A 19,604-nucleotide genomic window follows, 5' to 3' on the forward strand; every position below is an offset into this window, starting at 1 on the left:
GTGTCGAATCAGAAATTTTCCCGAGGGTCGAACGCGGCCTTCTTCGCCAGTTCCTGCCACAACGCCTTGACGTCGTCGCCGGTCTGCTTGGGCATCACCGCCTTGAGCTGGACGAACAGGTAGCCACGCTGGCCGGCCTTGTTCAGCAGGCCATGCCCCTTGGCGCGCATGCGCTGGCCGTTCTGGCTGCCGGCCGGGACCTTGAGATTGATCTTGCCGGTCAGGGTCGGCACCGCCACCTCGGTGCCCAACGCCAGCTCCCAAGGGGCCAGCGGCAGGGTGATGATCAGGTTTTCGCCTTCGACATCGAATTTCGGATGGGGCGCAAAACGAATGGTCAGGTACAGGTCGCCATTGGCCCCGCCGCCCACGCCCGGCGCGCCCTGGCCCTTGAGGCGGATGCGCTCGCCGTCGGTGACCCCGGCCGGAATCTTCACGTTCAGGCTTTTGCTGGTGTTGCTGACGTGCTGCCCGTTGGCGTTGTATTGCGGCACCTGGAAGCTGATCTTCTTCGACTCGTTCGACAGGGTTTCTTCAAGAAAGATCGGCAGTTCCATTTCCACATCCTGTCCACGACGACCGCTGCTGCGGCGCTGCTCCGGGCCGCCGAATCCTGGCCCCCGGTTACCAAAGATCGAACTGAAGAAGTCCGAGAAGTCCCCACCGTCGCCGCCGCCAAAGCCGCCACGGCTCTGCCAGCCCGGTGGCCCCTGGAACGGCTGGCCGTGCTGGCCGTACTTGCGCAGGTCGTCGTACTCGGCGCGCTTGTCGGCGCTTTTCAGCGCTTCATAGGCTTCCGAGGCATCCTTGAACTTGGCCTCGGCATCCTTTTCCTTACTGACGTCGGGGTGGTATTTGCGCGCCAGCTTGCGATAGGCGGCCTTGATCGCCTTGTCGTCCGCTGTCGGCTCCACGCCGAGAATCTTGTAATAGTCTTTGAAGTCCATCGAGGGAATCACCATCCGTTATCAAAGTCGCGCGGCGTGCAGCACAGCATGCTCGGTCTGGCAGCATGAGAATTGATCAATCTCAATCCTCTGACTGAACGGCGCATCAGAAGTTTATCGGCAGCCGCGGGCGGATCTTGTGATCCCTGGTGGCTGCTCGGCCCATGCCTGCAAGTTTGGGGGTCAAGGATAGTCTTTCAAGGCACGACAGGGGGTGATTTAGCAGATAGTCGGCCTTTGCAACGCGCGAGGACTGGCGTACGCTTCGCGGCCGTTTTTTTCACCGGATCCAAAGACATGAACAACGCCACCCCGGCCCGTGCCTGCGGCATTGACTTCGGTACCTCCAACTCCACCGTCGGCTGGCTGCGCCCCGGCGAGGAGACGCTGATCGCCCTGGAGGACGACAAGATCACCCTGCCTTCGGTGGTGTTCTTCAATATCGAGGAGCGCCGTCCGGTGTACGGCCGCCTGGCGTTGCACGAATACCTGGAAGGCTACGAAGGCCGGCTGATGCGCTCGCTGAAGAGCCTGCTGGGCTCCAAGCTGATCAAGCACGACACCAGCGTGCTGGGCACCGCGATGCCGTTCAAGGACCTCTTGGGGCTGTTCATCGGCCAGCTGAAAAGCCGCGCCGAAGCCACCGCCGGTCGGGAATTCGAGCAAGTGGTACTGGGCCGCCCAGTGTTCTTCGTCGATGACGATGCCGCCGCCGACCAGGAAGCCGAAGACACCCTGGTGGAAGTGGCGCGCAAGATCGGCTTCAAGGAAGTGTCCTTCCAGTACGAACCCATCGCCGCGGCCTTCGACTACGAATCCACCATCGAACGCGAAGAGCTGGTACTGATCGTCGACATCGGCGGTGGTACTTCGGACTTTTCCCTGGTGCGCCTGTCCCCCGAGCGCCGTGGCGTCGACAACCGTCACGACGACATCCTCGCCACTGGCGGCGTGCACGTCGGCGGTACCGACTTCGACAAGCAACTGAGCTTGCAGGGCGTGATGCCGCTGTTCGGCTACGGCAGCCGGATGAAGAGCGGCGCCTACATGCCCACCAGCCACCACATGAACCTGGCGACCTGGCACACCATCAACTCGGTGTACTCGCAAAAGTCCCAGCTGGCCCTGGGCAGCATGCGCTACGACATCGAGGACACCGGCGGCATCGACCGTCTGTTCAAGCTGATCGAACAGCGCGCCGGGCACTGGCTGGCCATGGAAGTGGAAGAAACCAAGATCCAGCTGACCCACGCCGAGAACCGCCTGGTGGCCCTGGACCGCATCGAGCGCGACCTCAGCGTCGACCTGAGCCGGGCCCTGTTCGAATCCTCCATCGACGGTTTGCTGGAGCGCATCCGCACCAGCGTCACCCAACTGTTAAGCGATGCCAATGTGGGTGTGGCCCAGGTCGACACGGTGTTCTTCACCGGCGGTTCCAGCGGTATTCCGGCGCTGCGCCAGAGCGTGGCGGCCATGCTGCCCAACGCCCGGCATGTGGAAGGCAATATCTTCGGCAGCATCGGCAGCGGTCTGGCCATCGAAGCCAAGAAGCGTTACGGCTGAAACCGCCTCGCCGGCCAGCCGGCTCCTACAGACCGTTGTAGGAGCCGGCTGGCCGGCGACCTAGATTCAAACCAATCCCGCCAGCTTCAACTCGCTCTTCAAGTACGCGTAATAGATCGGCCCCGCCACCACTCCGGGCAGGCCGAAGGCGGCCTCGAACACCAGCATCGCCAGCAGCAGCTCCCAGGACTTGGCACTGATCTGCCCGCCAACGATCCGCGCGTTGAGGAAGTATTCCAGCTTGTGGATAAAGATCAGGTAGCCCAGCGCCGCCACCGCCACCCAGATCGACAGCGACAGGCCGACGATGGTGATCAGGGTGTTGGAGATCAGGTTGCCGATCACCGGCAGCAGGCCCAGCAGGAAGGTCAGCACGATCAGGGTCTTGGTCAGCGGCAGCTTGACCCCGAACAGCGGCAGGATCAGCGCCAGGAAGATCCCGGTGAAGAAAGTGTTGAGCAGGGAGATCTTGATCTGGGCGAAGACGATGTTGCGAAACGCCTGGACCAGCAGGTGCAGGCGGTCGAACAGCGCCGCTGCCAGGGGCTTGCGCTTGGTCAGGTCGGGGATGCGCTGCAAGGCGATGATCGCCCCCAGGACCATGCCGATCAGCAAGGTCACGAACATGTGCGCCGCGTCCTTGCCCACCAGTTGCAACTCGCTCAGGTGCTTGCTGGCCCAGGCGCCGATGGCGGTCTGGAACTCGGCCGCACTGGCCGGCAGGTAGGAATCGAGGAACGGCGGCAACTGGCCGCGGGCCTTGTCCACCACCACCATGAACTTGCCCAGCGAAGCCCCGGGGTTTTCCGCTTCATGCAACAGGAAACTGATGGCCCCGGCGAACAGCAGGGTCAGCAGACTGACCACCAGGGTGCCCAGCAGGGCCACCGCCAGCCAGCGCGCGCGCCGGCCTTCGATCAGCCGCTGCAGTTGCGGGGTGAGCATGTTGACCAGCTCGAACACCAAGAGACCGGCCAGCAGGCTGGGCAACAGACGCATGGGCAAGGCCAGCAACAGGCCACCGAAGATGATGATCCAACTGATGAACAACAGATGACGCTGTGAAAACGCTGGCATAAAGCCTCAAGACAAACAGCGGGAAAAGACCGGCAGTCTGCCAGCCTTCACCCCGGAGGAATAGTGGCAGGCGCCCCAAGGGCATGGGCTTACATGGGTACTGGAGTCTTGTGACAGGCGAAGGTTCAGGCCGCCTTGGGTCCGGGACACCGAGAGACAAAGATCGGGCAGCGGCACATCGTAACCGCAGTAGTGCCGCTCGGAGAGCGTCAGGCGTTAAGACGCAGGGGATGATCAACAAAACGACGATTCAGGAAACAGCCCTGGGCAGAGGTGCGCAGGCAATGAGCCTCTCCAAGGCGGTCTGGAGAGGCGCGCTGACGGTATCTACGCTGACTTATTTCTTCTTCAGGCAATCACTCATGAACGCCTTACGCGCATCGCCCTTGAGGGCCTGGGCGGTGGCGTCGGCGTTGCAGCTCTTCATTCTTTCCTGGGGCGTGGAAGGTGTCGCTGCTGCCGCCGGAGCCGCCTTGAGGCAGGTGCTCATGAAGGCCTTGCGCTCGTCGCCCTTGAGGGCCTTGGCGGTGGCCTCGGCATTACAGGTGGTCATCTTGTTTTGCTGGGCAGTGGCGGCAAAACCTTGGGAGCAAAGCAGCAGGCCCACCATCAACAAAGGGATACGCAACATCTTCATGGAGTTTTCTCCTGGTCACCGCACCGATGGGCACGGCCTCCTGCGCAGTGTAGACAAAGCCTGTTACACCTTCACCTGTTCTGCAGGCTGGCCCGGCGGTACTGCTCGGGGGTGCAGCCGGCCTGGCGCTGGAACATCGCGATAAACGCCGAGGCGCTGCTGTAGCCCATGTCGAAGGCGATTTCCTGGACGCTGCGGGTGCTTTCCAGGGCCTCGATGGCCGCGAGGAAGCGCTGGCGTTGGCGCCATTCGCCGAAACTCATGCCCAGCTCGCGAACGAACTGCCGGGCCAGGGTCCGTTCACTGACATGGGCCTGCTGCGCCCAGTGGGCCAGGGGCTGGTGGTTGCCCGGTTCGGCCTGCAGGGCCTGGAGTACCCGCAGCAGCTCGGGGTTGCGGGCATAGGGCAGGTAACAGTCTTGCACCGGGGCCTGGCGCAATTGGTCCAGCGCCACCTGGGCCAGACGCTGGTCGGCCTCGCCCTCGGGGATCTGCACGTCCCGGGCGGCGAAGTCCTTGAGGATCGCCTTGAGGATCTCGCTGATGGCCAGGGTGCTGCCCTGCTTCGGCAGGTCCGTGCACAGTTCCGGCGCCAGCAGCACCGCTCGGTAGTTGATCGGTTGCGGAGTGTAGAAACTGTGGGGCGTCTGCGGCGGCACCCAGACCGCGTACTGTGGCGGCGACATGAAGCGCCGGCCGGCGATGTCCATGCGCATCACACCATGGGCCGAATACTCCAGGCAGCCCCAGGGATGCCGGTGCTCCAGGGCGTGGCTGTCGGCGGCGAAGTCGGCATAGCGGAAGTACACCGGCGCAGGCAGGCCGTGGAAATCCAGGAGATCGATGTGTTTTTTGCTCATGCTGTCCAGATGTCAGGGCAGGTTGTCCGGTTCGAAGTATAGGCATTGATCCGGACAGGAGGATAATCAGCCCTCATCAACTGTCTGGCTGTTTCCATGCAATACGCTTATCCACTGCTGGCCATCTTTATCTGGGCCGGCAATACCGTGATCAACAAACTCGCAGTGGGTGCGATCTTCCCGGCAGAGATCGGCTTCTACCGCTGGCTGCTGGCGGGCCTGCTATTCACTCCGTTCATGCTCAAGCCGGTGCTGCGGCACTGGCCGGTGATCCGCCCCAACCTGGGCCGGATCTTCATCCTCGGGGTGTTGGGCATGGCCGTGTATCAGAGCCTGGCCTACTTCGCCGCGACCCTGACCTCGGCCACCAACATGGGCATCATTCTTTCCCTGATGCCGCTGATGTCCCTGGCCATGGCCATTGCCGCCCTGGGCCAGCGCCTGACCGCCGGGGCCCTGGTAGGCGCCGTGCTGTCCTTTGCCGGGGTGCTGGTGGTGGTGTCTTCCGGCAGCCTCGCTGCGCTGCTGCAACACGGGGTCAACCTGGGTGACGCGATGATGCTGATCGCCACCCTGGCCTATGCGATCTACAGCACCTTGCTGAAGAAGTGGCAACTGCGCCTGCCGCCGCTGGTGCTGCTGTACCTGCAGGTGCTGGTGGCGGTGCTGGTGCTGCTGCCGTTGTTCCTGGCCTCACCCAAGGTCGGCCCGACCCTGCAGAACATTCCGCTGGTGCTCTATGCCTGCCTGCTGGCGTCGATGCTCGCGCCCCTGGCCTGGATGCAGGCAGTGGTGCGCCTGGGGCCAAGCCGGACCACGCTGTTTTTCAATCTGCTGCCGTTGATCACGGCGCTGATTGCCGCGGTGGTGCTGCATGAGCAACTGGCCTGGTTCCATTTGGTGGGGGGCTTGTTGACCTTGGGCGGGGTGGTTCTTTCCGAACGCTGGACCAGGGTGCTGGGGCCGGTCGCCGGCAAGCCGGCGACTACAGGGCCACAGTGAGGGTCAGAGGTTGGCGGCCTTGAGGCGCCGGGCATGTTCGACGAACAGACGGATCGGTTCGGCGCCCTTGCCCACCAGCCCCAGGGATTGGTTGACGATATCGAAGTGGTCCAGGGGGTAGTCGTCGCCGATGACCTGCCCCAGGTGCGAGCTGTAGCGCCCGACCATGCCGTCGCACTGGCCGGCCTCGCGGACGAAGGTGCGGGCGAACAGGCGGCAACTGCGGTTGGTGCCGTCGAACAGGTTGCGTCCGCGATTGGTCTTGCCCGGCTGCAAGGTGCCGGACCAGGAGTAGTAGCGCACGCCGCCGACCTCTTCCGCGCCCTGGCCGCCCCAGGTGGACGGCAACCCTTGAGGGTATTGGCGGTTGAACAGGGCCACGCCCTCGGTGGTCAGCGACTGATGCGAAGCGTGGATATCCACCGGCAGTTTCGGCCCGCGATAGCCGGTTTCCAGCAGCGTCATCAAGGCCGCGACGCCCCGCAACAGCCAGCTCAGGACACGCCCCTTGAGGCTGTGGGCCGGGGAATGCCGTGCCAGGTAATCCGCCAGTTCGGAACCGTGGTTGGGACCTGCTACCGAAGTCACCGAGGCGACCCAGTCAGGGCGTTTGGCCGCCGCGTAACGGGCGGTAAGCGCGCCCTGGCTGTGGCCGATCAGGTTGACTCGGGGCGCACCAGTCTCGGCCATGATCCGCTGGACCTGGGCCAACAGTTGTTCGCCGCGCACCTCGCTGGAGTTGAGCGGCGACACCTGTATCGCAAACACCTGGGCGCCACCTTGGCGCAAGGCCGGAATGATGCCGTACCAGTAGGGATACAGCAGCAGGCGGACAAAACCGAGCATGCCGGGCACCAGTACCAGGGGGTAACGCGTGGCAAGCTCTTGGGACATGCGGGGACATCCTTGTGCGAAGGCGGCGGGGCTGGCTGAAAGCTAGACCATAACCAAGGCCGTCGTCAGCCCCTATGACGCTTTGGCGACAAACCGATGACAAGCCGGCCCCGAGTTGCTACTTCAGTCCCGCCACCCCGGCCACGATCAGCCCCACCGACACCAGCTTGACCGGCGTCAGGCTTTCTCCCAGCAGCATGAAGCCCAGCAGCACCGTGCCCAGGGAACCGATGGCGGTCCAGATCGGGTAGGCCACGCTCACCGGCAACTCGCGCATGGCCAGGCTCAGGAAGTAGATCCCGCCCAGCGCCGCGACCACCGTCAGCAGCGACGGCCAGGGCCGGGTAAAGCCCTGGGCATACTTCATGCCCATGGCGAACGTGACCTCGAAGGCCGCTGCCAGCAGCAGGAACATCCAGGCCATGGCGCCGCCTCCTCAGAAGGTCTGCGCCAGGGCCAACAGGCGCTGCCGGGCTTCGCCACAGGACTCCGCGAAACGCTCGGGCGCCGACTCCTCGCCTTCCGCCGCAACCACCGTCACATCCTCGATCCCGATGAATCCCAGGGCCGTGCGCAACCATGGATCGGCGTGATTCATCGCTTCATGCTCACCCCCGGGCCCAAATCCACCGCCGCCACGGCTGGTGACGATCAACACCTTCTTGCCCTGCACCAAGGGCTGGTACTGGGCCACGCCGTTGTCCAGCTGGGTGTTGAAGGTCAGCCCCAGGCGCACGATGTGATCGACCCAGGCCTTGATCCCGCTGGGCACGCTGAAGTTGTGCATCGGCGCCGAGATCACCAGGCGCTGATGGCCGAGCAACTCACCGACCAGCTCGTCACTCAAGGCCAGGTCAGCCTGCATCGACAGCGGCCGCGCTTCGGGCTGTGGATAAAACGCCGCGGCGATAAAGGCTTCGCTGACATGGGGCAAGGAACCCCGCCCGACTTCGCGCCGGGTCAGGATGGCCCCGGGATTAGCCTGTTGCCAGGCTTGTAGAAAGTCATCGGTCAGACGCCGACTGTGGGAGCGCTCGCCTCGGGGGCTGCCGTGAATCGCAAGAATTTTGCTCATCTGTTTTCTCGTGTACGAATTGACTGTAACGGCCTTGAAACCAGCCCTGTTCCGCGTTAAAGCTAGAGCTACCACGAATCACCCACAAATGAGTAAACATTCACTTGGATGAGCTCAATTCATCCATGGAGCCCGTCATGTTCGCCCACCTGCCCCTGACCGCCCTGCGTACCTTCGAGTCCGCCGCGCGCCTGCTGAGCTTCAAGGCCGCTGCCGAGGACCTGTCGGTGACACCCACCGCGGTGTCCCACCAGATCCGCAGCCTGGAACACTGGCTGGGGGTGCCACTGTTCGAACGCCTGCCCCGCCAGGTACGCCTGACGGAGGCTGGCCGCCGCCTGTTCCACAGCCTGCATGGCGCCCTGCTGGATGTGGCCCAGAGCGTCGACACCCTGCGCCCCAGTCCCAGCGCCGCGCAGTTGACCGTTTCCACCACTGCGGCCTTCGCCGCCCTGTGGCTGGTGCCGCGCCTGGGGCGCTTTTACGCCCAGCACCCTGGCATCAACCTGCGCCTGGACACTCAGTGCGAAGTGGTGGACCTGCAACAGGACGCCAGCATCGACGTCGCGATCCGCTACAGCCAGGACGGCTACCTGAATCTCCATGGCCTGTGCCTGTTCGACGAGCGCTTTGCGGTCTATGGCGCGCCGCAGCAGGTGGCCCTGGCCCGGCAGCAGCCACCGTCCCTGATCAGCGTGCATTGGCGCAATTCCAGGTTGTATGCCGATGGCTGGCAGGCCTGGTGTGCCCAGGCCGGGGAAAACTGGCTCGACGCTCAGTTGCCGATCCGTTCCTACGACGAGGAGCAGTACGCCCTGCAAGCCGCCATTGCCGGTCAGGGCCTGGTGCTGGCGAGCAACATCCTGGTGTCCCAGAGCGTGGCCAACGGCCTGCTGCAAGCCTATCGGCCGGAGGTCCAGGTGGACGGCGCGGGCTATAGCGCCCTTTGCGTGCCGGGACGGGAGCGGCACCCTCCGGTGCGGGCCTTCCTCCAGTGGCTGCAACAGGAAGCGCTGCTGGCCGGGCATCCGCCCCTGGCCCGCAGTTGACCCCGGCGCAGACCACCGGGCACATCCGATAAAACTTTTTGCTGCGCCCGGGACTCACAACCCAGGCAGTGATCAGGCCGAGAGAGCCTGGCGCAAAACGGATTAGCCCCAGGAGAGAGACATGAGCGACAAGCATTTATCCGATGTGAACACCCTGCGCGAACGGGCCCGCCAACACGTGGAGAACGGAGCCGTGACCGAGGGCTACAACGCCGACCGCGAGCAGGTGCTGCGGCTGCTCAACGAATCGCTGGCCACCGAGCTGGTGTGTGTCTTGCGCTACAAGCGCCACTACTTCATGGCCAACGGCCTCAAGGCCAGCGTGGCGGCCGACGAGTTCCTCGAACACGCGACCCAGGAAGCCGAGCACGCCGACAAGCTGGCGGAACGCATCGTCCAGCTCGGCGGCGAACCGGAGTTCAACCCGGACCTGCTGTCCAAGCACTCCCACGCCCAGTACGTGGCCGGCAACACCCTGAAGGAAATGGTCTACGAGGACCTGGTGGCCGAACGCATCGCCATCGACAGCTACCGCGAGATCATCCAGTACATCGGCGACAAGGACCCCACCACCCGACGCCTGTTCGAAGAGATCCTGGCCCAGGAAGAGGAACACGCCGACGACATGGCGGACATCCTCAACGACCTGTAATCCCCTCCTCCAAGCCCGCTCCTGCCTAACGTAGGAGCGGGCTTGTCCGCGAAGCCCCAGTTCTTCCTACTGGCTCGGCTTGACCGTCACCGGCGCCTTGCCCGAGCGCATCTGCTGCAGCAGCGGCGCGCACTGATTGGGCTCGTCACCGCTGGGCGCTACCAGCGCCAGCAAGCCTGCCGCCGGCCCGGCGATCAACCCCAGCGCCACCATCCCGGCACCGCGCAGCACCAGCGGCACCGCCTTGACCCCGGCACTGGGCTTGATGAACTTGCCCTGCACATAAAGCGGTGAACGCAGGGAGAACAGGCGCAGCCCCTTGGACTCCGGCGTGATGGTCAGGTCCAGTTGCTCGGAGGCCATATTGGCGGTGCCATCGATGTAGATGATGGCGTTCTCGGTATCGAAGACGAACAGCCGTGACGTAGCCAGACCGCTCTTGATGCCAAAGTCGGCGGCGGCGCAATTGATCTTCACTTCCTTGTCGCCAAACATCTTGCCGACCACATAGTTGCCGACGTTGAGCCCGGCGATTTCCATGAGGCTGCGGCTGATGGCGCCATCGTTGATCAACATCTTCAGGTCGCCGTTGGCGCTGCCCAGCAAGGCTGCCACCGAGTTGCCGCGTCCGGTGATATCGGCATCGCCGTTGAGTTCGCCGAAGCTGGTCTTCATCGGCTCGAAGGTCGGAAACAACTGCTTGAGCTTGAAGTTGCGCGCCGTCAGCCTGGCCCGACCTTCCAGCGGCGTGGTGTGACCATTGAGGCGCACCTGGGCATCCAGCTTGCCCCCGGCCACGCCGAAGCGCAGGGGCTCCAGGCTGAGCTGGCCGTCGTTGAGCACCAGGTGCGTGTAGAGATCGGTGAACGGCAACTCGGCGCTGTGGACAATGCGCTTGCCGGTGAACTCCACATCGGCGTCCATGTCACGCCAGCGCTCGGTGCGGAACTCCTCCACCGGCAGCACCTTGTCCGCCGGCTGCTTGCTCTCGCCGCCCCGGGCCTTCTGCTTGGCGTTGGAGTCGGCACCAATCAGCGGCGCCAGGTCGCTCATCAGCAACTGCTTGGAGACCAATGCACCGCTGAGCTTGGGTCGCGGCTGGCTGGCCACGTAGGTCAGGTTGCCGTGGATATCGCTGTCGCCGATCTTGCCGTTGAAATCCTGGTAGCTGAAGGTCGCACCCGCCGGGTCGCGGAGCTTGGCGGTCAGATGGCCGTCGGTGGCATAGGGCGGCGAGTCCGGCAGGGTCACCCCGGTCAGCGGGTAGAGATTGCCCAGGCTGGTGCCCGCCAATTTCAGGCGCAGATCCAGGGCGCCCAGATTCAGCGGGTCGGTGAGGCTGCCCCGCAGCTCCACCTTGGTGTCGCCGATCTGCGCCTGGGCCTGCAGTGGAAACGGCTTGCGCCCGTCCTGCAGGGCCAGCAAGCCGCCGATCTTGCCGGTGCCGGCGAGCTTCTGCCCGTGGTACTGGCCCTTGACCTTGAGGGCGAAGGCATAGGCTTGGGCCGCGGCGCCTTTTTCACTGATTTTCTTCGCTTCGCTCTCACCGACTATGTCGCTGAAGGGAATGGGTTTGCCGAGCAGCTCTACCTGCAGGTCAAGCTGGGTTTTCAGGCTCTGGTCGTCCAGGGTCACATGGCCCTTGTCGAAACCGATGGCGCCGATGTCCACCGTCCAGTTGGAAGGCTCGGCCTCGGGGTCCTTCGGGTCGAACTTGAAGGTCCAGTTGGCGCGACCGTCCGCCAACCGCTGCAGCGCAGCATCGGGCTCGGTCAGATCGATACGCGGGATGCTGACCCGCTGGGCCAACAGGGCCAGGGGCGAGATGCGCAACTCGACCCGCTTGAGGCTGACCATCTGCGGCGCCTTGGACCACTCCGGGTTGCCCAGGGTCAGGTCCTGGGCCACTACGTGAGGCCAGGGCACCCAGGCCCGCCAACCACCCTCGTCGGGCTCGCGCTGCCAGGCCACGGACAAGTCGCCATTGATCGCGAAGGGCCGATGCAACTCCTCGGACACCTTGGCGTTGAGGGTCGGCTTGATGCGGTTCCAGTCGAAGAACGCGATCACCAGCACCAGCACGGCCAGTAGCAGGATCAGGCTGGCGACGGACCAGGCGAGGATTTTACGAGTGCGCGTCATTGCACGAGGCTCCTGAAGACAACTGAGCGCCAAACTGCGACGCATCGATGAAATGCCGATGGAAAATCACCGGCCATGAAAACTACGACTGACAAAGCCCACGCAGGTTTAATCCGGCGGCTCGATGCGGCGAAAAAACCTGAATTGCTGATCGCTTGGACAGCTTTGTGTTACCTCGAACCGCCCCTTCCTGAAGCGGGAGTGGGTCGAAAATACCCACCCTGGTGCAAAAGCCATCGGCGCTAAAGCCCGAGCTAGAGCCTTCGAGGCAAACAATCAATTCCGTTGATTATTACCATTGTGTTTATGAACTTTTATATCGATTTTGCGGCGGTAACATTAGCTCCGTACCCACTTTATCGCCCTACCAAGGAGCAACCCATCATGAAACGCCACCTCTTACTGAGCCTGACCTTATCCGTTCTGGCTGCCAACGCCTTCGCCCTGCCAGCCGCTGAACAAGCCACTCCACAGGTCAAGGCCAGCCACAGCGTGTTCACCCAGACCCTGGCCGAAGGCGGTTCGGACCGTCTGATCGAACGCAACAAAGTCGCTGCCGACGGTTACGAACGCACTCCACAAGGCCAGAGCGTTGCCGAAGACGGCTATGATCGCACCCCACAAGGCCAGAGCGTTGCTGAAGATGGCTACGACCGTACCCCACAAGGCCAGAGCGTTGCCGAAGATGGCTACGACCGCACCCCACAAGGCCAGAACGTAGCTGAAGGCGGCCGTGATCGCCTGGAAGAGAAAGGCCTGGTTGAAGACGGCTACAGCCGCACGCCTCAAGGTCAGACCGTTGCCGAAGGCGGCGCTGATCGCCTGGCTGAACGTCATCAAGCAGCGAGCTGAGGCCATGCTGGCCCTTAAAAAAAGCCCGATCCCTGGATCGGGCTTTGGCTTTTATGGCCCCGGCATTTTAGCCCTGACCTTCCCCGCTCTCGCCTGACTCCAGTTCGACTCCGGCAAAGTTGATTTGCTAGAGTGCGCCGCTCCCATTGAGCAAAGAACGCCCCGCCGATGCTGCCCCGCGCCGAACAGAAGCAACAGACCCGCAACGCCTTGATGGATGCCGCCCGGCACCTGATGGAGTGTGGTCGTGGGTTCGGCAGCCTGAGCCTGCGGGAAGTGGCCAAAGCCGCCGGCATCGTGCCCACCGGCTTCTATCGGCACTTCAGCGACATGGACCAACTGGGCCTGGAACTGGTCAGCGAGGTCGGCCAGACCTTCCGCGAAACCATCCGCCTGGTACGCCACAACGAATTCGTCATGGGCGGCATCATCGACGCCTCGGTGCGCATCTTCCTTGATGTCGTGGAAGCCAAGCGCGCGCAATTCCTGTTTCTGGCCCGTGAGCAATACGGCGGCTCGCTGCCGGTGCGCCAGGCCATCGCCACCCTGCGCGAGAACATCAGCTCGGACCTCGCTGCCGACCTGACCCTGATGCCCAAGCTGCAGCATCTGAATGCCGCCGACCTGAGCGTCATGGCCGACCTGATCGTCAAGAGCGTGTTCGCCACTCTGCCGGACATCATCGATCCCCCGGCCCAGGCCCTGCCTGAACACCTGACGCCGCAGGCGAAGATCACCCAGCAACTGCGCTTCATCTTCATCGGCCTGAAGCACTGGCAAGGCCTGGGCAGCACCGAGTAATACAGCCTGCCCCTCTCCCCCTTTCAATCGGCGTGCCCCGCTCTGGGTAGCGTGTTTGCGCCTGCTCGTCGGCCCGGCACCGGATTGCAGCAAAAATATTTCCAGCGCACCAACTCAGTGCTATAAATCAGCTCAGCGCGCCATTTTGTAACAAGATAAAACAAGGTTTTGCCCCTTTTTCAGGCGCAGTTCCGGTGTCGACAAAGGGTTTTTCCTCTCCTCCGGGCGATTGGCAAGGCCCTTGCTCTGGCTTGTGTATCGCTCATAGCTGGAAGCTTTCCGATGCTGGTGATCCACTGCAGAACCGAACCCCAAGCCACCTGGTCCGCCGAGCTGCACCTGACCTATGAGGCTCGCAGCAAAAGCCGCCTGCGCTGTTTCAGTGCCACAGGCGAAGACGTCGGCCTGTTTCTGGAGCGCGGCCAGCCGCCCCTGCACGACGGTGAGTTCCTGGCGGCTGAGGACGGACGCATCGTCAAGGTCTGCGCCCGCCCGGAAACCCTGCTCCATGTCACCTGCCGCAATGCCTTCGAACTGACCCGCGCCGCCTATCACCTGGGCAACCGCCACGTGGCCCTGCAGGTGGGCGACGGCTGGCTGCGTCTGCTCGATGACTACGTGCTCAAGGCCATGCTCGAACAGCTGGGCGCCAGCGCTGAAACCATCGAGGCGCCGTTCCAGCCCGAACACGGCGCCTACGGTGGCGGCCACCATCATTCCCGCCACGGCGATGAAGACTTCAACTACCCGCCGCGCCTGCACCAGTTCGGCGTGCGTCAATGAACCCAGCCTGGGCCCTGCTGCGCCTGGCCAGCCCACAGCTGCCGATCGGTGGCTACAGCTATTCACAGGGACTGGAAATGGCAGTGGAGCAACAACGGGTGAACGACCCGGACAGTGCCAGGCGCTGGATCAGCGATCAGTTGCTGTTCAACCTGGCGCGCTTCGAGGCTCCGCTGCTGCTCGCCCACTGCCAGGCCGCCGCAGATCAGGACTGGGCCAGGCTGCAGCAACTCTGCGAAGAACATCGGGCCAGCCGTGAAACCCGCGAGCTGTACCAGGAAAGCCGGCAGATGGGCTATTCCCTCAAGCAATTGCTCGAAGGCCTGCCGGAACTGGACGGCGGCGCCCGGGAGCTGCTGGCGCACCAGGACGAACCGCACCTGGCCCTGGGCTGGGCCCTGGCCGCCCGCGCCTGGCACATCAACCCCGAAGACGCCCTGGCGGCCTGGCTCTGGAGCTGGCTGGAAAACCAGCTGGCGGTGCTGATGAAAACCCTGCCCCTGGGCCAACAGGCGGCCCAGCGCCTGACCAGCGAGCTGCTGCCGCTGCTGCAAGAGGCCCAGAGCCACGCCATCCACCTTGACCCCAACCACCTGGGCAGCGCCGCTTTCGGCCTGTCCCTGGCGAGCATGGCCCACGAGCGCCAGTACAGCCGCCTGTTCCGTTCCTAGGAGAAACTCATGAACGCACAACCTCTGCGTGTCGGCATCGGCGGCCCGGTGGGCTCCGGAAAAACCGCCCTGACCCTGGCCCTGTGCCTGGCCCTGCGCGAGCGCTACAACCTGGCAGTGGTGACCAACGACATCTACACCCGCGAAGACGCCGACTTCCTGGTACGCAATGAAGCCCTGGCGCCGGAGCGGATCATCGGCGTGGAAACCGGCGGCTGCCCGCACACCGCGATCCGCGAAGACGCCTCGATCAACCTGGAAGCGGTGGACCAGCTGAACCGGCGCTTCCCGGGGCTCGATCTGATCCTGGTGGAGTCCGGCGGCGACAACCTTTCAGCCACCTTCAGCCCGGAACTGTCGGACCTGACGATCTATGTGATCGACGTTTCCGCTGGCGACAAGCTGCCGCGCAAAGGGGGCCCGGGCATCTGCAAATCCGACTTGCTGGTGATCAACAAGATCGACCTGGCGCCGCTGGTGGGCGCCTCTCTGGAGATGATGAACAGCGACACCCAGCGCATGCGCGGCGGCAAGCCGTTCGTCTTCAGCAACCAGAAGACCGGCCAGGGCCTGGAAGACATCATCGCCTTCATCGAACGCCAAGGGCTGCTGACCGCGGCCTGAAACCGAACCTGAAAAAGCTCAACAAGGAAGCCACTCATGACCCTGAAATCACTCTTCGGCGCCCTGGCGCTGCTGCTGACCCCGGCCCTGGCCTTCGCTCACCCCGGCCACGGCGACAACGGCCTGATGGCCGGTATCAGCCACCCCATCGGCGGCCTCGACCACTTGCTGGCCATGCTTGCGGTCGGCCTGTGGGCGGCCCAGCAACAAGGCGCGGCGCGCTGGGCACTGCCCTGCACCTTTGTCGGCACCATGCTGATTGGCGGCCTGCTGGGCTTCGAAGGGTTGAACCTGCCGGCCCTGGAAAGCGGGATTGCCGCTTCGGTACTGGCCCTGGGCCTGGCCGTGGCCCTGGCGGTGCGCCCGCCACTGAGCCTGGCGCTCGCCGCCACCGCGCTGTTTGCCCTGTTCCACGGCGTGGCCCACGGCCTGGAGCTGCCGGACATGTCCAGCCCCTGGACCTACGCCGCCGGTTTTGTCGCGGCCACCGCGGCCCTGCATGCCGCCGGTTATGCCGTGGTGCGGGTACTGCCGCAGGCGGCGGCGCCGCTGGTGCGCGTGGCCGGTGCCGCCTCGGCCGCAACGGGCGTGTGGTTGCTGGCGGGCTGATCCCTGCCCTCTTCTGTAGGAGCCGGCTGGCCGGCGAAGGCGGTCTTGCGGGCCTCGTTCGCTGGCAAGCCAGCTCCTGCAAGGCTGACGTGATCTTTCGGCCGTCTTTGCTGGCAAGCCAGCTCCTATCAGTACGCCCTGCTCGGCGGGCCAGCCGCCTTGTGGGGCTTCTCTGGTAACATGTCGCGCACTCAAACCTGCCGTGACGACGCCAGCCAATGCCCGATGTATCCCGCTCCGCCACCTCGCCTGAATCGAGCGCTCTGTTCAACGCCATGCAGCAGCATTTCCACAAGGTGATAGTGCCGCTGTGGCAAGGCCCGGGCTGGAATCCGCAGTTGGCACTGCCCTATGAGGCGCTGGACGCCGAACAGCGGCCATTGCCGCCGCAGCGCTATCGAGCCATGGCCTGCGCCCGGCAGCTGTACCTGTTCTCCCAATTGATCGGTGATGCCGCCGCCCCCTTTGCCCAAGAGCGGGCCGCCGCGCTGTTCCGCTCGCTGCAGCGGCACTTCCACGATGCCGAGCACGGTGGCTGGTTCTACAGCATCGATGCCGACGGCGCGCCGCTGGATCGGCGCAAGGACCTCTACACCCACGCCTTTATCCTCTTCGCCTGCGCTCATTACTGGGCCAAGGTCCGCGAGCCGCTGGTGGAGTCGGTGCTCAATGCCGCCCTGGAAGTGGTAGCCCTGCGCTTTGCCCGCGGCGATGAACTCTACGAAGCCAGCCTCGCCGAGGACTGGTCCGGACTGGGTTCCGGGCCCCTGCAGAATCCGCTGATGCACCTGGCCGAAGCCTTTCTCGCAATCCTGGCAGTGCGCGAAGACGCCGCGGTACAAACCGCACTGCTGGAGCTGTGCCAAGCCATGCAGCAGCAGTTCATCGACCCGCAGCACGGAGTGATGCTGGAGAAGCCCCTGGGGGCTGTGGATAACTGGTTCGAGCCAGGGCATCAGTTCGAGTGGTTCTTCCTCCTCGACTCTTCGCCCTTGCTGCGCAGCAACCCGCTGCACGCCTCATTGAGTCGTGCCTTCGCGTTTGCCGAGCAGCTTGGTGTCGACCCGCAGAGCGGCGCGGTGTGCGCCATGCTCGACCTGCAACCGGGTGCCCCCATCAAGGACGCCACCCAGCGCATCTGGGCCCAGGCCGAGTACTTGCGTGCCCTGACCTTGCGTGCGGACAGCCAGGCGCCCCTGCTGCGTCAGCTCAAGGCGCTGCACGCGCATTTCCTGCATGCCGGGGGCTGGAATGAATGCCTGGATGCCAGTGGCGCGGTCAGCCGGCGGGATATGCCATCGACCACGCCTTATCACCTGGCGACCTGTTATCGCGGGCTGGCGGAATATTTTGCCTGAAACCTCTGCCGGCCAGCCGGCTCCTGCAAGCCTCCTGTAGGAGACGGCTGGTCGGCGAAAAGCGCACCGCCCATCAAACGATCCACTTGCGATCCCCGGTAAAGCTGATGGTCAGCCAGCGCGCTGCGTCGGCCTCTCCCAACTCACTGGAAATCTCCTCGCGCAAGCGGTCCAAAGTCGCCACATCCTGCAGCGGATAGTCCGCCGGCAGCACGATATGGATCTCGATGAAACGCGCCCGGCCGTGCTTCTGCACGTAGGAAATGTATTCCTGAAAGCCATAGGCAACCATGGCCTCTTCCATCACGCTGCGCACCTTTTCATCCAGCTGGTCCGGAGCGATGCCCAGCACATCACGCAACGCCGGCCGCAGGATCTTCAAGGCCGGCGGCAGCATGCTCAGGGCCAGCAGGATCAGGATCGCCGGGTCGACATACACCGCCCACTGTCCATGCCCGTACTGCTTGAGCAGCAAGGCGATGATGAAACTCACCAGCAGCCCCACCGAGAGCATTGCGTCCACCAGCCAGCTGATGTTGTCGAACTGGATCAGCGACGATTTGAGCTTGCGGTTACGCCGGCGCACATAGAAGAAGTAGGCAAACTCCGTTACCGCAAAGAACCCGGCGTAGAAGATCACCATCCCCAGCTCGACCTCCCGGCCGCCATTGATGATGCCGAACACACCGTTAAGAAAGGCGTAGATGGCGATCAACAGCAGGAAGCTGCCTTCGATCAGCAGCACCATGGGTTCCAGGTGCCAGAAGCCGAACTGGAAACGGTGGTTGCTTTCCTTGGCAATCAGCTTGGCAGTGATCAGCATCAGGACCTTGATGAAGGTCGCGATCAGGGAAAAAAACCCATCGAACAAAATGGATTGGGCGCCAGAAACAAAACCCGTGACGATACCGGCGATCGCCACGGCGAACATCAGTACAGTCGATTGTTTGAGCAGAACCTGCTCACCTCGGTTACTCACAACTCCTCCTATCGAACTTCAAAAACACCGCCTTGAGTGAGGCGGCAGTGAAATTTCGGGGCGGAATTCTACCCTGCCAAGGCTGACCTTCAGCTGAAACGAATCAGCTTATGTGTTTCCAAGTACAACTGTAGTCACTGCCGAGCCATGGCGGAGGTTGCGACTAACTGCGCAGCAGGCCCAGCTCTTGCAACCGCTGGAGGGTCTGGCGGCCCTGTCGCAGCCTACGGCAGCGGCTACACCTTGCGCTCGATGGCGAAGCCGGCCCAGGTCTGGCTCACCGGCATCAGCTCCAGGCTGTTGATGTTGACGTGGGCAGGCGTGTTGAGAACCCAGAAGATGGTATCGGCAATGTCCTCGGGCTGGATCGGCTCGGCCCCGGCGTAGGTGGCGTCGTAGCGCGCCTGATCGCCGGCGAAACGCACCAGGGAGAACTCGCTTTCGCACAGGCCCGGCTCAATGTTGGTGACCCGCACGCCAGTGCCCTGCAGGTCGCAACGCAGGTTCAGGGAGAACTGTTTGACGAAGGCCTTGCTCGCGCCATAAACGTGACTGCCCGGGTACGGGTAGTTGCCGGCAATGGAGCCCAGGTTGACGATCCCGGCGCCCCGGCCATGGGCGATCAGCCGCGGCAGCAGCAGACGGGTGCTGTACATCAAGCCCTTGATGTTGGTGTCGACCATGGTGTCCCAGTCATCCAGGTCGCACTTGGGCGCCGGGTCGACGCCCAGGGCCAGGCCGGCATTGTTGATCAGGCCGCGCAACTTGCCAAAGGACGGCGGCAGGTTGGTGATGGCCGCTTCCATGGCCTTGCGGTCCCGCACATCGAGCACCAGGCCGTGCACTTCGGTCTGCTTGGAGAGCTCTGCGCACAGCGCGTTGAGGCGCTCCTCGCGGCGGCCGGTGAGCACCAGCGACCAGCCGGCCTCGGCAAAACGCCGGGCGCAGGCTTCGCCAAAACCGGACGTCGCGCCCGTAATGAACAGTGTGGAAGTCATGGTGTTCTCCTTGCTGGGTGGCGAGCCGCCG

Annotated in this window: 21 protein-coding genes; 11 read left to right on the forward strand and 10 right to left on the reverse strand. The window is 63.7% G+C overall.

The genetic code is table 11. From position 1 onward, the window contains the following. Positions 1-8 precede the first annotated feature (8 nt). Positions 9-947, reverse strand: a complete 939-nt coding sequence (locus PQT43_RS14470; protein ID WP_102882200.1) for a DnaJ C-terminal domain-containing protein — start codon at positions 945-947, stop codon at positions 9-11. A gap of 297 nt (positions 948-1,244) precedes the next feature. Here PQT43_RS14470 and PQT43_RS14475 point away from each other — a divergent pair, with 297 nt between their 5' ends. Beyond that, a complete protein-coding gene (locus PQT43_RS14475; RefSeq protein WP_102862955.1) occupies positions 1,245-2,510 on the forward strand; it encodes an Hsp70 family protein in 1,266 nt (421 codons plus the stop codon). Positions 2,511-2,576: 66 nt separating this feature from the next. Here the strand turns inward: PQT43_RS14475 and PQT43_RS14480 are convergent, their stop codons facing one another. The 3 genes from PQT43_RS14480 to PQT43_RS14490 form a co-directional block, all read right to left on the reverse strand. Next, a complete protein-coding gene (locus tag PQT43_RS14480) occupies positions 2,577-3,587 on the reverse strand; it encodes an AI-2E family transporter (RefSeq protein WP_102881980.1) in 1,011 nt (336 codons plus the stop codon). A 337-nt stretch (positions 3,588-3,924) separates the two neighbouring features. After that, on the reverse strand, positions 3,925-4,224 hold the full coding sequence (locus PQT43_RS14485) for a PsiF family protein (RefSeq protein WP_047335542.1): 300 nt from the start codon (positions 4,222-4,224) through the stop codon (positions 3,925-3,927). A gap of 71 nt (positions 4,225-4,295) precedes the next feature. Continuing rightward, positions 4,296-5,084 carry an AraC family transcriptional regulator gene (locus tag PQT43_RS14490; protein WP_102862949.1) on the reverse strand — a complete coding sequence of 263 codons (789 nt, stop codon included), beginning with the start codon at positions 5,082-5,084 and terminating at the stop codon, positions 4,296-4,298. A gap of 96 nt (positions 5,085-5,180) precedes the next feature. Between PQT43_RS14490 and PQT43_RS14495 the strand changes: the two genes are divergently transcribed. Beyond that, positions 5,181-6,086 carry a DMT family transporter gene (locus PQT43_RS14495; RefSeq protein ID WP_253084227.1) on the forward strand — a complete coding sequence of 302 codons (906 nt, stop codon included), beginning with the start codon at positions 5,181-5,183 and terminating at the stop codon, positions 6,084-6,086. 3 nt (positions 6,087-6,089) lie between these two features. Here PQT43_RS14495 and PQT43_RS14500 read toward each other — a convergent pair whose 3' ends face one another. The 3 genes from PQT43_RS14500 to PQT43_RS14510 form a co-directional block, all read right to left on the reverse strand. Then, a complete protein-coding gene (locus PQT43_RS14500) occupies positions 6,090-6,980 on the reverse strand; it encodes an esterase/lipase family protein (protein WP_102881985.1) in 891 nt (296 codons plus the stop codon). Between the two features lie 118 nt (positions 6,981-7,098). Next, the gene (locus tag PQT43_RS14505) at positions 7,099-7,404 is read right to left on the reverse strand and encodes a DMT family transporter (RefSeq protein WP_110595455.1); all 306 of its coding nucleotides are present in this window, start codon (positions 7,402-7,404) and stop codon (positions 7,099-7,101) included. 12 nt (positions 7,405-7,416) lie between these two features. Beyond that, the gene (locus PQT43_RS14510) at positions 7,417-8,055 is read right to left on the reverse strand and encodes an FMN-dependent NADH-azoreductase (protein ID WP_272754195.1); all 639 of its coding nucleotides are present in this window, start codon (positions 8,053-8,055) and stop codon (positions 7,417-7,419) included. 125 nt (positions 8,056-8,180) lie between these two features. Between PQT43_RS14510 and PQT43_RS14515 the strand changes: the two genes are divergently transcribed. Together PQT43_RS14515 and PQT43_RS14520 are read left to right on the forward strand one after the other, a co-directional pair. Next, positions 8,181-9,104, forward strand: coding sequence for a LysR substrate-binding domain-containing protein (locus tag PQT43_RS14515; protein WP_185021119.1), 924 nt, complete (start codon positions 8,181-8,183; stop codon positions 9,102-9,104). Positions 9,105-9,225: 121 nt separating this feature from the next. After that, complete coding sequence (locus tag PQT43_RS14520) at positions 9,226-9,756, forward strand: ferritin-like domain-containing protein (protein ID WP_102881989.1); 531 nt, start codon at positions 9,226-9,228, stop codon at positions 9,754-9,756. A 66-nt stretch (positions 9,757-9,822) separates the two neighbouring features. Here PQT43_RS14520 and PQT43_RS14525 read toward each other — a convergent pair whose 3' ends face one another. Then, positions 9,823-11,898, reverse strand: a complete 2,076-nt coding sequence (locus PQT43_RS14525; protein WP_272754196.1) for an AsmA family protein — start codon at positions 11,896-11,898, stop codon at positions 9,823-9,825. Between the two features lie 384 nt (positions 11,899-12,282). Between PQT43_RS14525 and PQT43_RS14530 the strand changes: the two genes are divergently transcribed. The 7 genes from PQT43_RS14530 (at position 12,283) to PQT43_RS14560 (ending at position 17,596) form a co-directional block, all read left to right on the forward strand. Beyond that, the gene (locus PQT43_RS14530; RefSeq protein ID WP_102881991.1) at positions 12,283-12,750 is read left to right on the forward strand and encodes a hypothetical protein; all 468 of its coding nucleotides are present in this window, start codon (positions 12,283-12,285) and stop codon (positions 12,748-12,750) included. A 168-nt stretch (positions 12,751-12,918) separates the two neighbouring features. Next, complete coding sequence (locus tag PQT43_RS14535; protein WP_102862940.1) at positions 12,919-13,551, forward strand: TetR family transcriptional regulator; 633 nt, start codon at positions 12,919-12,921, stop codon at positions 13,549-13,551. Between the two features lie 282 nt (positions 13,552-13,833). Beyond that, a complete protein-coding gene (gene ureE / locus PQT43_RS14540; protein ID WP_272754197.1) occupies positions 13,834-14,334 on the forward strand; it encodes an urease accessory protein UreE in 501 nt (166 codons plus the stop codon). After that, on the forward strand, positions 14,331-15,005 hold the full coding sequence (locus PQT43_RS14545; protein ID WP_272754198.1) for an urease accessory protein UreF: 675 nt from the start codon (positions 14,331-14,333) through the stop codon (positions 15,003-15,005). Before ureE ends, PQT43_RS14545 begins: the two co-directional genes overlap by 4 nt. Before the next feature lie 9 nt (positions 15,006-15,014). Next, a complete protein-coding gene (gene ureG, locus PQT43_RS14550; RefSeq protein WP_047301379.1) occupies positions 15,015-15,629 on the forward strand; it encodes an urease accessory protein UreG in 615 nt (204 codons plus the stop codon). 36 nt (positions 15,630-15,665) lie between these two features. Further along, entirely contained in the window at positions 15,666-16,238 is a 573-nt protein-coding gene (locus PQT43_RS14555) for a HupE/UreJ family protein (protein WP_108545967.1), read from the forward strand. Between the two features lie 218 nt (positions 16,239-16,456). After that, positions 16,457-17,596 (forward strand): AGE family epimerase/isomerase, encoded by a 1,140-nt coding sequence (locus PQT43_RS14560; protein WP_272754199.1) that lies wholly within the window; start codon positions 16,457-16,459, stop codon positions 17,594-17,596. Positions 17,597-17,669: 73 nt separating this feature from the next. Here the strand turns inward: PQT43_RS14560 and PQT43_RS14565 are convergent, their stop codons facing one another. Both PQT43_RS14565 and PQT43_RS14570 read right to left on the reverse strand, forming a co-directional pair. Then, a complete protein-coding gene (locus PQT43_RS14565; protein WP_102862935.1) occupies positions 17,670-18,575 on the reverse strand; it encodes a cation diffusion facilitator family transporter in 906 nt (301 codons plus the stop codon). A gap of 236 nt (positions 18,576-18,811) precedes the next feature. After that, positions 18,812-19,573: an SDR family oxidoreductase gene (locus tag PQT43_RS14570; protein WP_123391289.1), complete on the reverse strand. Its 762-nt coding sequence runs from the start codon at positions 19,571-19,573 to the stop codon at positions 18,812-18,814. Positions 19,574-19,604: the final 31 nt, after the last annotated feature.

The sequence above is a fragment of the Pseudomonas sp. BLCC-B112 genome (genome assembly GCF_028550695.1).
Taxonomy (GTDB): domain Bacteria; phylum Pseudomonadota; class Gammaproteobacteria; order Pseudomonadales; family Pseudomonadaceae; genus Aquipseudomonas; species Aquipseudomonas danubii.